The sequence below is a fragment of the uncultured Gemella sp. genome, from assembly GCF_963525165.1.
Lineage (GTDB): Bacteria > Bacillota > Bacilli > Staphylococcales > Gemellaceae > Gemella.
The window spans coordinates 1-15,518 of sequence record NZ_CAURJN010000042.1 but is presented as its reverse complement, the minus strand read 5'-3'; the positions used below and the strand labels follow the sequence as shown (position 1 = coordinate 15,518).

Here is a 15,518-nt window from a genome sequence, read left to right as displayed (position 1 = left end):
GTATGAAAGAACGTAAAAAATACGGTCTTCGTGGTGCGAGACGTGCTCCTCAATTTTCAAAACGTTAATATTGGTCTTATACCAAATTACGTCAAGACATCAGAGAACTTTCTCTGGTGTCTTTTTTTGAAATAAAAACTGTTGATTTTTAGTTTTTGGAAAATTTTAAGATGAAAATATAAATGTACTAGAAGGCTAGGGAAGACATCTAGGAAACATTTTTCTGATTAGATTATTCTTCTAGATGGTGTAATGATAGTCTAGCCACTCTTTATCTTGTATATTATGTTATATAAAAAATACTTAAAAAATTATTATATTTATAATAATTTTCAAGTATTTTAAATTTATATGTTATTCGTAAATTTCTGAATCTTTAAGAGTAAATACTACTTCTGTTCCTGCAGGATAATTATCTAAAGATAATAATAGTATTTTTTCTTCGATTTTCTTAGGTTTAATTTCTGCACTAACTTGAGCTATTTCATTTAACTCATCGTATAAATTTTTAAACAATTTTGCATCTTTTACTTTAATTTTTGGATTGATTTGGTAAATAGGTGTTTCGCCAAACCAAGTATCTTCATTTTGGAAGTTAATCTCTGATTTTTCATTAATTTTTAATTTAATAGAAATATCATAGTCAAAAGTGTACCTATCAAAAAGTTTAGCAAGGCTGCTGATGTAGTCGTGTGAACCTTTGTTAGAACGATTTATAAACTTAAGTTTTGCACTGTAATCTATAGCATTAAGATCAAAAATTTCAGCCATTTTAAAAACATCAAATTCATCGTAAACATCCGCAGTTACAAAATTGACTTTTACATCATATCCTACTCGTTGAAATTCTTGATATTTTTCTAGAAGTTGTTCTACAGTTGCATCTTCAATATTTTCTTTAACATTTGTAATTGATTCTTTTCCATCTTCTATTACTTCTTGCTTAGGATACTTAACTGTCAATATATAGTTCATTCAATTCTTCCTCCTTAAATTTAGCACATTATTATTATACATATCTTTTATTACATTTACAATAGAATATACTAACATTTGATAAATTAACTAGTATTAGTAAAAATTAGGTACTAAATATTTTTTAATTTTCAGAAACATCTGAAAATAGAGAAAGCTTAATCTTGACATTTCTAAATAAAATTTATATAATAAGTATCATAAATTTAAAAAGGAGGTCATTGCACATGAAAATAATTGCGATTTCAACAAGAAGTGTCGATTATAAATCAGATGCTGGTATAGCTAAAAGACGCTTATACATTAATGGTTATTTTTCAGAAATAGCAGAAAAAGCTGGCTTTATTTTATTCCCAGTTTGTTCTAATAACGGATTAGAGGAAATTGCAACCATGTGTAGTGGCTTGATAATTGCTGGACGAGATAGGGACATAAATCCTAAATATTATGGAGAAAAGCCTCTAGAAGGGCTAGAGTATCCCGATGATCCTTATGAGGATGAATTAGACTTCAAACTTATTGAACTTTTTGAGAAGACTAATAAACCTATCTTAGGGATTTGTAGTGGATTACAAAGTCTAAATATCTATCACGGTGGTACATTAAAACAACATATAGATGAACATTCAAGTAAAGAACAATTAATTCGTCATACTATTGATATAGAAGATAATTCATTTATTTATAGCTTATATGGAAATAAAACCGAAGTGAACTCAATTCATCATCAAGCAATAAAAGATGTTGCTAAAGGATTCAAAGTTACAGCTGTAGCAGATGACGGAACTATTGAAGCGATCGAGAAAGGGAATCTTATCGGTCTACAATGGCATCCTGAAGTGGATTATGAAGTAGATACGTTTAAAAAATTTCTTGATCTATGTGAATAAATAGGTAATAAAAATAAATAAACAAAAAAATAATAATATACTATCAAAATAGTTGACTATTATCTCAAATGATGGTAAACTATTCTTTGTGTAAAATAATAGCAGTGGATTAATTGTTATTGCCTCTATGTTATACATTTTTTAATGTGGCAACTCGTAGCCTATGCTGCTAGGCGAAGTTCCAGTTTTATAACATATACAACAACGATAATCGTGCTTTTTGTTTTCACAATAATAAAAACAAAAAGATAAAAGGAGGAGCACATAATGGCTCGTTTTACAGGTTCAACTTGGAAAAAATCTCGTCGTTTAGGAATTTCACTAAGCGGTACTGGTAAGGAGTTAGCTAAACGTCCTTACGCACCAGGACAACACGGTCCTAACTTAAGAAAAAAACTATCTGAGTATGGTTTACAATTACAAGAAAAACAAAAACTTCGTTACCTACACGGTATGAATGAAAAACAATTCCGTAAATTATTCGATAAAGCTGGTAAATTACAAGGTCTTCACGGTGAAAACTTCATGGCATTACTTGCTACACGTTTAGATTCTGTAGTATACAGCTTAGGTTTAGCTAGAACTAATCGTCAAGCTAGACAATTAGTAAACCACGGACACGTTCTTGTAGATGGTAAAAAAGTGGATATCGCTTCTTACGCTGTTAAACCAGGTCAAGTAGTTTCAGTAAGAGAAAAATCTAGAAACCTTGAAATCATTAAAGAAGCTGTTGAAATCACTAATTTTGTACCTGAGTACTTAACTTTTGATGCTGATAAATTAGAAGGATCATTAGTAAGACTTCCAGAAAGAAGTGAATTACACCCAGAAATCAACGAACAACTTATCGTTGAGTACTACAGCAGATAATAAGAACAAGCCCTTTAAACTAACGTTTAAGGGGCTTGTTTTTGTTTATGCGTAAAATCTAAGTAAAATTACTGTCAATCTTGCTTGTTCTATATTGATGAGAAAAATGATGTGTAAAATCTAAGTAACGTTATGTTATTTAATTTTTTATTATAATAAATTATGTTTTCAATAATAAGGATATATTATTTTATTAATATTATTTATAGTATTATTTTTTCTTTACTTACATAAGTAAATACCATAGTAGTAATATATATATAATTGTGATATAATTAGTAAATAATATTAATGGGGGATAATATTTATTTTAATATAGGAGGATATTATGAGTATTTTTAGAAAAAAATCAATTGATTCTATTCTAGCAGAATCGAGAAATAAGACGTTAAATCCAACGATGAAAACAATGGATTTAGTTTTATTTGGTATTGGTGCTATTATTGGATCAGGTATCTTAGTGTTAACTGGTAAGGCTTCTGCAGAAGCAGGACCAGCAGTTGTATTTTCTTTCCTAATTGCAGGTTTAGCATGTTGTTTGGCAGCGCTTTGTTATGCGGAATTAGCTTCAACTATACCATCAAGTGGTAGTACGTATACTTATTTATATGTAGCAATTGGTGAAATTGTAGCTTATACAATAGGATGGGTTTTAATCGGTGGGTATGTTCTTACTGCCGCAACTGTAGCAAATGGTTGGTCGAGTTACTTCTCGCGTCTATTAGCAGGTTTAGGAATAGAAATTCCAAAAGAATTTTACACATTACCTGCAGTAGGTGGATATGGTAACATCCCAGCTATAATCATTGTATTATTAATTACTTTCATTTTATCAAAAGGTACTTCAAGCAGTAAACTTGTAAATAACCTTATGGTAGCTGCAAAAGTAGGTATTGTAGTTTTATTCATCGTTGTTGGAGTATTTTATGTAGAACCAACTAACTGGACAAATAACTTCGCACCTTCAGGATTCTCAGGAGTAATGTTAGCGGCGACTACTGTATTTTTTGCTTATTTAGGATTTGATGCGATTTCTACATCAGCAGAAGAAACGATCAATCCAGAAAAAGCTTTACCAAAAGCTATTATTATTACAATGTTAGTTTGTACAGCGTTCTATATTCTAGTATGTTTAGTACTTACAGGAGTTGTTCAATATAATAGACTTGGTACAGGTGATGCATTAGCATTTGTATTAGAAGAAGTTGGTCAAAATAAAGTTGCAGGTATTGTTTCTCTAGGAGCTGTGGTTGGACTTATGGCAGGTATTTTATCATTTATGTATGCAGGTATCCGTATTACATATACGATAGCTCGTGATGGATTATTGCCAAAAGGATTAACAAAAGTTAATTCAAATAAAGTTCCAAGTACAGTAACATGGGGATTAGGGATTTTAACAGCTTTATTAGCAGGTTTTTTACCACTAGGGAAACTAGCGGATCTTGCTAATGTGGCATCAATTATTGCATTCGCATTAGTAAGTTATACAACTATAGTATTCTATAAAAAATTCCCAGATTTAAAACGAGGATTTAGAGTACCAGCTATGCCGATTTTACCAATTATTTCAATTATTCTATTTGGAGCATTATTATATAGTGTTACATTAACAACATGGATTATCTTTGTTGTTTGGGTTATAGCAGGTATGATTGTTTACTTTACATTCTCATATAAGAATAGTAAATTAAAATAAAAAAAGTATTCATTCTAGAAATTAAAAGGTCATGAGTAGAAAATTCATGATCTTTTTTATTTTAAAATTAAAAATTTTTAAAAAATAGCAAAAATATTAAAGTATGAACATATAGTTATAACTTAAAAATACCAAATGAATTTTAGAATTAAGAGAATAATACTTTATGTATTCTTAGTTAAACTATAAAAATGATGGAAATTTATTCTTTGTTATTTTTTATTTATTGTTAAAATAAAGATTTAAGTATTAGAAAAAATAAATAATTAATAATTTGAAAATTATTAATAGTTATAACACATAGTGTAATATTGTGTTATTTATTTTATATAATTTTCATGAATTAATGATATTTTATGTTCTAAGAAGAGAATAAATTAATTTTTTATAATTTATTAAATTGTAAAGAAATATATAAAATTGAAGCAAATAAATTTGTATAATTTAATATGAAAGTAAATAAGAATAGTTATAGTACACTTTTAAAACAGTAATTCACGAAAAATGAAACACCTGTTTTTCAAATTTCTTTTCTAAAAATAATTTATACTTATTTTCAAAATAATAAGTATTAAATTTTTTTATAAAAAACTAATTTAACAATATTTATAATGATAAAACACTTTAAAAAATATAGAAAATATTTTCATTAAAACTTTCATTAGAAAAACGCTTTCATAATTAAAAGCTTTGTGTTATTATATAAGTACAGAGAAAAATTAGGAGGTAAGGGAAATGATTATCGGAGTACCAAAAGAAATTAAAAATAATGAAAGTAGGGTATCTGCTATACCAGGTGTAGTACATGAATTAGTATTAGATGGACACACTGTATATGTAGAAAAAGGAGCAGGTTTAGCTTCAGGTATTAAAGACGCTGAGTATGAAAAGGCGGGAGCTGTTCTTTTAGAAAAAGCTGAGGATGTATGGAATAAATCAGACTTAATCTATAAAGTTAAAGAACCAATTCCATCAGAGTATAAATACTTTAGAAAAGGTTTAATTATTTATACATACTTACACTTAGCAGCAGATGCAGAATTAACAAAAGCAATGGTTGATTCAGGAACTATTGGTATAGCTTTTGAAACAGTAAAAGTAGGAAGAGGATTACCATTATTAAGACCTATGAGTGAAGTTGCAGGAAGAATGGCTGTACAAGAAGGGGTAAGGTTCTTATCTAAAGTTCAAGGTGGTAAGGGTATCTTATTACAAGGTGTTCCAGGAGTTCAACCAGGACATGTTGTAATTATAGGTGCAGGTGTAGCAGGTACCGCTGCGGCAACAGCTGCTGTTGGACTTGGAGCACGTGTAACAATGATTGATGTAAACTTAGATGCATTAACAGAATTATCACATGTTTTCGGTGGTAAAATTGAAACTCTTTACTCTAATAAGTTTAATATTGCTAGTGCTATTAAAACAGCTGATTTAGTAATAAGTACAGTATTAATTCCAGGAGCCAAAGCCCCTAAATTAGTAACTAAAGAGATGATTAAAGATATGCCTGATGGAGGTGTAATTGTTGATGTTGCGATTGACCAAGGTGGTACAACAGAATACACAGAAGGTCGTCCTACAAGCCATGATAATCCAGTATTCGTAGAAGAAGGTGTATTACACTATTCAGTAGCTAATATTCCGGGAGCAGTAGCACAAACATCGACTTACGCACTTTGTAATGCAACTGCTAAGTATGTAAAAGTTATTGCGAAATTTGGGGTAAAAGAAGCAGTAGCTAAATTCCCAGAATTAGTTCCTGGTGTGAATGTTGCTAATGGAAAAGTTACATTTAAAGCAGTAGCTGATGATTTAGGATATGAATATACTCCAGTAGATGCTGCTTTGTAATATAATAATTAAATTAAAAAATATAAAATAGTTGAAAATTTGTATTAAAGAAGTGCTCTATCTGTTATAGAGCACTTACTTGTTCTTTTTTAGGTTTATCGAAAAGAAATTATACTCTCTTAAATATGAAAATAGTAAAATATTTATTGGAATATTAAGGTTTGTCTTATGTGTATCTAAGTAATGATAGTAAAAGGTTTACAAATATGCTATAATTTAATTAAAGAATATTAGTAGGGAGAATATTTAATAAATAATAGGAGGATTTATTATGAGTATTTTAAGAAAAAAATCAGTTGAATCTATTTTAGCAGAAGCTAGAAGTAAAACTTTAGCTCCCACGATGAAAACGATGGATTTGATTCTATTTGGAATCGGGGCGATTATAGGATCAGGGATTCTAGTATTAACTGGTAAAGCATCAGCAGAAGCAGGACCAGCGGTAATCTTCTCATTCTTAATCGCAGGGGTAGCGTGTTGTTTAGCGGCACTTTGTTACGCGGAGTTAGCTTCAACAATTCCATCAAGTGGTAGTACATATACATATCTTTATGTATCAATTGGTGAAATTGTAGCCTATATTATAGGTTGGGTATTAATAGGAGGATATGTTCTTTCTGCAGCCACTGTATCAAATGGTTGGTCTAGTTACTTCTCTCGTCTACTGGCAGGTTTAGGTATTGAACTCCCTAAAGTATATTACACTTTACCGTCAGATGGAGGATATGGTAATATCCCAGCTATCGTAATTGTATTATTAATTACTTTCTTATTATCAAGAGGTACATCAAGTAGTAAACTTGTAAATAACCTTATGGTAGCTGCAAAAGTTGGTATCGTAATCTTATTCATCGTAGTTGGATCAATGTACGTTGAACCAACACACTGGACAAATGATTTTGCACCAACAGGATTCTCAGGGGTAATGTTAGCAGCCACTACAGTATTCTTTGCTTATCTTGGATTTGATGCGATTTCTACTTCAGCAGAAGAAACAATCAATCCAGAAAAAGCTCTACCAAAAGCTATCATTGTCACTATGATCGTATGTACTGCATTCTATATCTTAGTTTGTTTAGTGTTGACAGGGGTTGTTGAATATAACCGTCTTGGAGCTGGGGATGCATTAGTATTCGTACTTGAAGAAGTTGGTCAAAACAAAGTTGCTGGTATTGTTTCTCTAGGGGCAGTAATCGGACTTATGGCTGGTATCTTATCATTTATGTATGCAGGTATTCGTATCGCTTATACAATTGCACGTGATGGATTATTACCAAAAGTATTCACTAAAGTTAATGACAACAAAGTACCAAGTACAGTAACATGGTCTTTAGGATGTTTAACTGCAGTACTAGCTGGGTTCTTACCATTAGGAAAATTAGCAGAACTTGCTAACGTAGCTTCTATTATTGCATTCGCATTAGTAAGTTACACTACTATCGTATTCTACAAAAAATTCCCACATGTTAAACGTGGATTTAGAGTACCAGGTATGCCAGTAGTACCAATTATCTCAATTGTATTATTCGCAGCTTTACTATACAGTGTTACATTAACATCATGGATTATCTTCTTTGTATGGGTAATCGTAGGATTAATCGTATACTTCACATATTCATATAAACATAGTAAAATTGAATAGAATATAAAAGTAAAAATCGAGGCTGACCCAAAAGTCCTAAATTTAAAAAAAGTGTATATGACAACTCATAGACGCAGTGGTTTATTGATATCTAAATTCGCTTTATAAAAGCTTTTTAGATATCTAATAAACTGTGCGGGGGTGACTCAACAAAATCTTGTTTTTCCGAAATCATGATTTTTGAGTCACTCCCGATTTTTTATGGCTTAAAGTATATGATTAATATTAATAAATTTTTTACAAATTAGGTATTTGACCATAGATTTCGTTTATTGCTTTTTGCTTTGTTTTGAGCTTTTTTAAACTTATCTAAATATCTTGTATCTGGTGGCTTCACATATTTTATTTCAGCCAAACCAGAAAGTAATAACTGCTCCTGAATACTTTTTCCATCTGCATAAACATAGCATAAAGCTCTATGATATTTATCTTCTTTCTCATAAATATCAAACTCTATTTCGATATTATTAGCATTAGATAATAGTTTACCATTTAATTCACTAGCTTCTGGTCCATATTTCTGAACCTCAACACCAGGTTTTACAGTTTCTGGTGTATCGATTAATAAATATCTTACTTTCAATTCTTTGTTGTTGAAGTTAACTATAATAGTATCACCATCAACTTTTTTAATTAGTTTTACTTTATATCTAGTTTTATCCCCTTTAATAAGAATTCCATTTATGGTTGATTCTTTATAGTTTTCTCCCGAATGACTAAATATTAAAGCGATAATCAAAAATAAAGTTATGAAAAAAGTAAAGAATACAATAAAAATCTTTTTGTTCATAATGATTCCCCCTTAATATTAATTTTAACACTTTTGAAGATTAGGATAAAGCTATATAATTATAAAATTAATAAAGACTAAACAAATTAATAAGGAATAGAAAAAATATTTTACATTACTTTAAAAATTTACAGTATTTATGGTAAAATAGAAGATGTAAGTGCTTTATAAAAAAGTGAAATATAACATAAAATATAAAGTATTAAATTAATTATAAAAATGGAGGGAATATATGAGTAATAAGACTTGGTATTTGGGTTTAGATATAGGTACTGCTAGTGTAGGGTGGGCAGCGACTGATACTGAATATAAAATAATTAGAAAAAATAAAAAGAGATTATGGGGAGTTAGATTATTCGAAGAAGCTACAACAGCAGAAGATCGTCGAGGGTATCGTTCTAGTAGAAGAAGATTAGCTAGAAGAAAATGGCGTTTAAATCTTCTTGAGGAATTACTCGCTAGTGAAGTAAAAAAAGTGGATGAGAATTTCTTTCTAAGATTAAAAGAAAGTCAATACCATTATGAGGATAAAACTCATAAGGTTTCTTATGCGATTTTTAACGATAAAGACTATACAGATAAAGACTATTATAGTGACTATCCAACGATTTATCATTTAAGAGCAAAATTAATGTCTGAAGAAAACCCAGATATAAGAAAGGTATTTTTAGCGATACATCATATTCTAAAGAATAGAGGGCACTTTTTATTACAAGGTCAAAGTTTTAAAGAAGGTAATTTAAATAATTTAATTAAAGAATTATTAGAACTTGATATACTTCATGTAGGTTTTGATGTAACAGAAGAAGCTATTGGTAAAATTGCAGATATTTCATTAGAGAAAAAAACTTTAACAGACAAGGTAAATGATCTTAAGAAATTTTATCCAAAAGAAAAACAATTATTAGAAGTGTTTAGATTAATTTTTGGTGGAAAAACTTCATTAGATAAATTATTCGCAATAGACGAATATAAAGAATTAGATGCAGCAATAAAATCTGTATCATTTAAAGAAAAAATTTATGAAGAAGTTCGCCACGATTATGAACAAGTACTATCAAATTATATTGAACTTCTTGATTTAGCTAAGCTAGTTTATGATAGTATTATTTTGTCAGATATTAAAAAAGAAGGGAAAACACTATCGGAATCAAAGGTAGAACTTTATGAAAAACATAGAGATGATTTATTAAAATTAAAAAATCTTGTAAAAAATGATTCTAAATTATCTGAAGATAAAAAAGTGGAATTGTATGCTTCGATATTTAAAGAAGATAAAGATAAAGGAACTAACTATGTGAATTATATTCGTAAGAGTGAAGAAGGTAAAGGATGTAATTATGAAGACTTCAAGAAATTCTTAGTTAAAGAATTAGAAAAATTAGAAGAGAGTTCAGTTAAGGCCGAAATAATTAAAGATTTAGAATTAGAGCAATTCTTACCACTTCAAAGAACAAAAGATAATTCAGTAGTACCTTATCAAATTCATAAAGAAGAATTGGTAAAAATATTAGATAATGCAGCTAAATATCATAGCTTCATAGATAAAAATGATGAGAATGGTTATAGTGTAAAAGAAAAAGTTGTTCAATTATTAGAATTTAGAATACCTTACTACGTAGGTCCACTTAACTCTAGTAAAAAAGCAAAACAAGATGGTTTTGCGTGGTCTGTAAGAAATAAAGGATATGAAAAAACACCTGTAACACCTTGGAACTATAGTAAAGTCATAGATGAAAGTGCAAGTGCAGAAAAATTCATCACAAACTTAACAAACAAATGTACATATCTTAAAGGTGAAGATGTATTGCCGAAGAACTCATTACTTTACTCAGAATTTGCACTATTAAACGAACTGAATGCACTTAAATACGATGGTAATAGAATTAGTCTTGAGGCTAGAAATACAATTATAGAGAAACTTTTTAAAGAACAAGGGAAAAAAGTAACGAAAACTAGTATAAAAAATCTTCTTAAAGCTGAAGGATATATAGACGGTAAAGGTGAAATCTCAGGTATTGATATTACCGTGAAAAATGATCTTAAGTCATACAGAGACTTCAAAAAAATTCTAGGAGATAAGTTCAATTCTGAACATATAGAAAACATAATTCTTTGGATTACATTATATGGGGAATCTAGAAAACTAATAAAAGCTAAAATTGAATCTGTTTATGGTGATATTTATTCTAAAGATGAAATTACTAAAATGTCTAGATTAGTTTATAAGGATTGGGGAAGATTCTCAAGAAAACTGTTGACAGAATTAGTTAGTAAAAAATTGTACAATGAAGAAACTGGAGAATGTCTAAATATTATTGGAGCAATGCGCCAGAATAATATTTTATTTATGGAATTATTGGCTGATAGATTCGATTATTCAGAGCAAATATCAAAATTCAATAAAGAACTTCAAGAAGATGTAACAGAGATTACGCCGGAAATTCTAGATGATTTATATGTATCGCCAGCTGTAAAACGTTCAATCTGGCAAACTGTTAAAATAGTAGAAGAACTTAAGAAAATTATAGGTTGTGCACCAGCGAAAATCTTTATAGAGACAACAAGATCTAACCAAGGGAAGAAAGAACCAACAGATTCTCGCAAAAAACAATTAGAACTTGCTTATAAAGCTGTTAAGAAAGATGTAAAAGAGCTAGAAAAAGAAATTGGCGCAATTAATTTTGATGTATTGAATGATAGACTAAGCTCTGTAGAACCGTCTAAACTAAAAGCGAAAAAACTATACCTATATTATACGCAGTTAGGAAGATGTATGTATAGTGGAAAATCGATTATAATTGGTGAACTATTTGATAATAATAAATATGATATAGATCACGTGTACCCACAGTCAAAAATAAAAGACGACAGCTTCACGAATATGGTATTAGTAGAAAGAGAATGTAATGAAAAGAAAGGAGATAGATACCCTTTAAATTCAGATTTCCAAACGCCTAGCAATAGAAAACTCTGGAAATTTTTAAAGGAAAAAGGATTAATATCTAACGAGAAATATAATAGGTTAGTTAGAACAGAAGAATTTTCTGATGAAGAACTAAGTGGTTTTATAGCACGTCAATTAGTAGAAACAGCGCAATCAGTAAAAGCAGTAGCAAAAATATTAGGGGAGCTAAATCCTGAAACGTCGATATGTTACTCTAAAGCGGAAAATGTATCTAGTTTTAGACAAAACTTTGGGAAAATTAAAGATGGTAATAGGGAATCAAAAAATGATGAACAGTTAGTAAAAGTGCGTGAAATTAACGATTATCACCATGCCAAAGATGCTTATTTAAACGTAGTGGTAGGAAATGTCTATGATACGAAGTTTACGCGTAATGTATTTAATTTTATTAAAGATAAAAAAGATGGCAGAAAATACTCATTAAATAATGTATTCTATGAAAATGTTTCAGATTCAAAAACAGTAGCTTGGGAAATGGATAAAACAATTCATCAAGTAAAAAAAGTTATGAATAATAATAGTATCTTAGTAACAAGAAGGACGTCTGAACAAAAAGGTGGATTATTTAAAGCGACAGTATACAAAGCTAAGGTAGCAGCTAAGGCGAAAGAAGGAGTATATTATCCATTAAAAACTTCAGATAAAGTTATCAAAGATGTTACAAAATATGGAGGATATACAAGTATAGGAATAGCATATTATTCAATTTTTGAATATGTTTTAGTGAATAAAAAAGGTGAGGAAAAGATAACAAGAATTATTCCGATACCGATATATGTTTCTCAAAACATTAGAGATAATAGTACACTTATTGAGTTTGGAAGAAGCCAGGTTAATATAAAAGCTGGAGAAGAGATAAGAGATTTTAAACTAAAATATGCTAAACTTTGTATAGGTAGTGAAATAAGAATGAATAATTATCCTTATTACATTGGTGGTAAGAGTAAAGATACATTCTATTATGATAGCGCAGTTCAAGTAATAATAGATAGTCAGAGTGAACAATATCTAAAAATATTATCTAAATATCAAAATTGGAAAAAAGAAAATAAAGATGGTGAACTTTGGAAAAATATAACTAAAGAAAATAATCAAGAACTATATAATAAACTAGTTGAAAAAATGAATTCAGAAATATTTACTAAGAAAAAATCGAATAAATATAATGAATTAAATAGTGAAGAGATTCGAAATAATTTTAATAGTATTTCTATAGAGGAACAGGTCAAAGTGTTATTAGAGATTTTGAATTTACTTACAAATAAAAAATCAACATTTGATCTAAAAAATATTAAATTAGGAGCTGCCAGAGGGCAACAGTTATTTGATTTAACAAAACTAAATCAATTTTCTATTATGGAGCAATCCGTAACAGGTTTATATGAAAAAGAAATAACAATAATAGGGGATAAAGGGAATGACATGGAGAACAATAATAGTTAGGGATAGGGCGAAGCTAGATTATAGCTTGAATTTTCTAACAGTCAGAAAAGAAGCGGAGACTAGGAAAGTTAGTCTTAGCGAAATATATATGATTATTATCGAAAGCACAGCGGTATCTATTACCGCCGTGCTTTTAAATGAACTTATGAAAAACAAAATAAAGGTAATATTTTGTGATGAGAAACGAAATCCTAATTCGGAATTAATTCCCTACTATGGAAGTCATGATACAAGTTTAAAATATAAGAATCAGTTAGAGTGGTCTACTGAAAGTAAAGAAAGAATATGGACAAGAGTAGTGTATGAAAAAATACAAAATCAAATGTTACTATTAAAAAAACTTGATAAAGAAGAGTATGAATTACTAAAACAGTATCTTAATGAACTAGAGTGGAATGATAGTAGTAATAGAGAAGGACACGCAGCTAAGGTGTACTTTAATGCTATATTTGGTATGGATTTCAGTAGAAATAAAGAGTGCTTTATAAATGCTGCACTAGATTATGGCTATTCAATTATATTATCTGCATTTAATAGGGAAATTGTGTCGTGTGGATATTTTACTCAGTTAGGATTATGTCACAGAAATCCATATAATAAATTTAATCTAGCCAGTGATTTTATGGAACCTTTCAGAATATTAGTGGATGAAGTAGTATATGCTTTAGAAGCTGATGAATTTACTAAAGAACATAAAAATATACTTGTTAATATTCTAAATAATACAGTTGAAATTGATGATAAAGAACAAACTGTAGCTAATGCGATTAAAATATATGTTCGCAGTTTGTTCACAGCATTAAAAGAAAATGATTTAGAATATATAAAGATGTATAAGTATGAGTTATAGATTTATGAGAGTGTTAGTAATGTTCGATCTCCCAACAGAAACATCTCTTCAAAGAAAAAATTATAGAAAATTTAGGAAAACATTGATAAAAAATGGATTTATCATGATGCAAGAATCTGTTTATGTAAAATTAGCGATGAATCAAGGTAGTGCAGATTTAATTGTGAAAAATATTCGGAAAATGTGTCCGGATGAGGGGATAGTCCAAGTATTACAAATCACAGAGAAACAGTTTTCTAAGATGGAGTTTTTAGTAGGAGAGAGTCAGACTGAGTATGTAGATAATAATGAAAGGTTACTAGAACTATGAAGATTATTAATAAAAACTGGCAGAGAAAAATAGAAATAGAAGACAATGTAATTTATACATTAGTTTTCGAGAATAAAAAGTATTATAGAGAAAATATAATTGAATTAATTAATCAACATAAAGGATGTGAAGGGAGTTATATATTTTCAAATAATAATAAAGAAATAGAATTTGAAAAGTATAGTTATATAATTACAGATATATTTAATATTGATATAAATAGTAAAAAAGTAATGACAAAAATATATACTTTATTACTTAAAGAAGTGATAGAAGATATTACAAATTATAATGAATTATCAACAAATATTAGAGCATATTTTGAAAAATTAATATTTAATAGTTCTTTAGAAATTGAACAAAGTGAAGAGTTAGATATGTTATCTTTATTAAAATTAGGGAATTTTAAAATACATGTTGAAAATGATGATATTTTAGAAAAATTTATAAAGTTTTTAAAAGTATTAACAGAATTATATGGTTATAAAATTGTTTTTATAATCGGACTTCATAGCGTTTTCACGTTAGATGAAATAAAGGAAATTTATAAAGAACTATGTTTAAATAAAATAAATATAATAAATATAGAGTACAAACAATTTAAAAATCTATCGAATGAAAATTATAAAGAAATTGTTTATATATTTGATGTAGATAATTGTGAAATATAGTATTGCAATTTTACGAAAATACTTGTATAATATAGGTAGATTCAAAATTTACAAATCGAGTTCAAATAAAGATTTTATCTAAATTGCCTTTGGGCCTGGATCGGTGTCGGTCCATTTTTTTATACCCAAATTCAAAATTTCTTCTCCAAATCTCAATTTGAGGTTTGAGAGATATGTAAATTTTGAATTCTACAAACGTCAAGGTGACAACACAGGGGACGCTTTATTGTTTGAGAGATATGTAAATTTTGAATTCTACAAACGGTTTTAGAGTTTAACAATTAGAATGCTCTGTTTGAGAGATATGTAAATTTTGAATTCTACAAACTGTTAGGAATCACTGATGATAGCGAACTGGGTTTGAGAGATATGTAAATTTTGAATTCTACAAACTAAAACAATTAAGTGGGTTAGCAGCGATATTGTTTGAGAGATATGTAAATTTTGAATTCTACAAACTATTCCTAAACAATTAGCAATATGATTAGGTTTGAGAGATATGTAAATTTTGAATTCTACAAACTAAAAAAGCTATATTTATTGCTTCACTAACGTTTGA

The 15,518-nt window shown here is 28.9% G+C and carries 12 protein-coding genes and 1 CRISPR repeat array; of the genes, 10 read left to right on the top strand and 2 right to left on the bottom strand.

Translation table 11 applies throughout. From position 1 onward, the window contains the following. Positions 1-68: 30S ribosomal protein S9 (gene rpsI, locus RWQ74_RS07730; protein ID WP_314397715.1), on the top strand; the 68-nt coding region annotated here is incomplete at its 5' end. Between the two features lie 286 nt (positions 69-354). Here the strand turns inward: rpsI and RWQ74_RS07725 are convergent. Beyond that, positions 355-975, bottom strand: a complete 621-nt coding sequence (locus tag RWQ74_RS07725; RefSeq protein WP_314397713.1) for a hypothetical protein — start codon at positions 973-975, stop codon at positions 355-357. Between the two features lie 227 nt (positions 976-1,202). Between RWQ74_RS07725 and RWQ74_RS07720 the strand changes: the two genes are divergently transcribed. From RWQ74_RS07720 to RWQ74_RS07700, 5 genes are all read left to right on the top strand, one after another. Then, entirely contained in the window at positions 1,203-1,865 is a 663-nt protein-coding gene (locus RWQ74_RS07720; protein ID WP_314397712.1) for a gamma-glutamyl-gamma-aminobutyrate hydrolase family protein, read from the top strand. 267 nt (positions 1,866-2,132) lie between these two features. Beyond that, positions 2,133-2,735: a 30S ribosomal protein S4 gene (rpsD, locus tag RWQ74_RS07715; protein WP_003145898.1), complete on the top strand. Its 603-nt coding sequence runs from the start codon at positions 2,133-2,135 to the stop codon at positions 2,733-2,735. Positions 2,736-3,060: 325 nt separating this feature from the next. Continuing rightward, entirely contained in the window at positions 3,061-4,434 is a 1,374-nt protein-coding gene (locus RWQ74_RS07710) for an amino acid permease (protein ID WP_314397714.1), read from the top strand. Between the two features lie 735 nt (positions 4,435-5,169). Further along, a complete protein-coding gene (ald, locus tag RWQ74_RS07705; RefSeq protein ID WP_314397711.1) occupies positions 5,170-6,285 on the top strand; it encodes an alanine dehydrogenase in 1,116 nt (371 codons plus the stop codon). A 271-nt stretch (positions 6,286-6,556) separates the two neighbouring features. Continuing rightward, positions 6,557-7,927, top strand: a complete 1,371-nt coding sequence (locus RWQ74_RS07700; protein ID WP_314397710.1) for an amino acid permease — start codon at positions 6,557-6,559, stop codon at positions 7,925-7,927. A gap of 244 nt (positions 7,928-8,171) precedes the next feature. Here RWQ74_RS07700 and RWQ74_RS07695 read toward each other — a convergent pair whose 3' ends face one another. After that, positions 8,172-8,717, bottom strand: coding sequence for a thermonuclease family protein (locus RWQ74_RS07695; RefSeq protein ID WP_314397708.1), 546 nt, complete (start codon positions 8,715-8,717; stop codon positions 8,172-8,174). A gap of 232 nt (positions 8,718-8,949) precedes the next feature. Here RWQ74_RS07695 and cas9 point away from each other — a divergent pair, with 232 nt between their 5' ends. From cas9 to csn2, 4 genes are read left to right on the top strand one after another with little or no spacing between them, the layout of a single operon-like run. After that, positions 8,950-13,128 carry a type II CRISPR RNA-guided endonuclease Cas9 gene (cas9, locus tag RWQ74_RS07690; RefSeq protein WP_314397707.1) on the top strand — a complete coding sequence of 1,393 codons (4,179 nt, stop codon included), beginning with the start codon at positions 8,950-8,952 and terminating at the stop codon, positions 13,126-13,128. After that, positions 13,103-13,978, top strand: a complete 876-nt coding sequence (gene cas1 / locus RWQ74_RS07685; RefSeq protein ID WP_314397706.1) for a type II CRISPR-associated endonuclease Cas1 — start codon at positions 13,103-13,105, stop codon at positions 13,976-13,978. The genes cas9 and cas1 overlap by 26 nt, the downstream gene beginning before the upstream one ends. Continuing rightward, the gene (cas2, locus tag RWQ74_RS07680; protein WP_314397704.1) at positions 13,968-14,288 is read left to right on the top strand and encodes a CRISPR-associated endonuclease Cas2; all 321 of its coding nucleotides are present in this window, start codon (positions 13,968-13,970) and stop codon (positions 14,286-14,288) included. The genes cas1 and cas2 overlap by 11 nt, the downstream gene beginning before the upstream one ends. Continuing rightward, positions 14,285-14,959, top strand: coding sequence for a type II-A CRISPR-associated protein Csn2 (gene csn2, locus RWQ74_RS07675; RefSeq protein WP_314397702.1), 675 nt, complete (start codon positions 14,285-14,287; stop codon positions 14,957-14,959). The genes cas2 and csn2 overlap by 4 nt, the downstream gene beginning before the upstream one ends. 162 nt (positions 14,960-15,121) lie before the next feature. Further along, a CRISPR array of direct repeats spans positions 15,122-15,482; the repeat unit is 35 nt; unit sequence GTTTGAGAGATATGTAAATTTTGAATTCTACAAAC. Between the last annotated feature and the right edge of the window lie 36 nt (positions 15,483-15,518).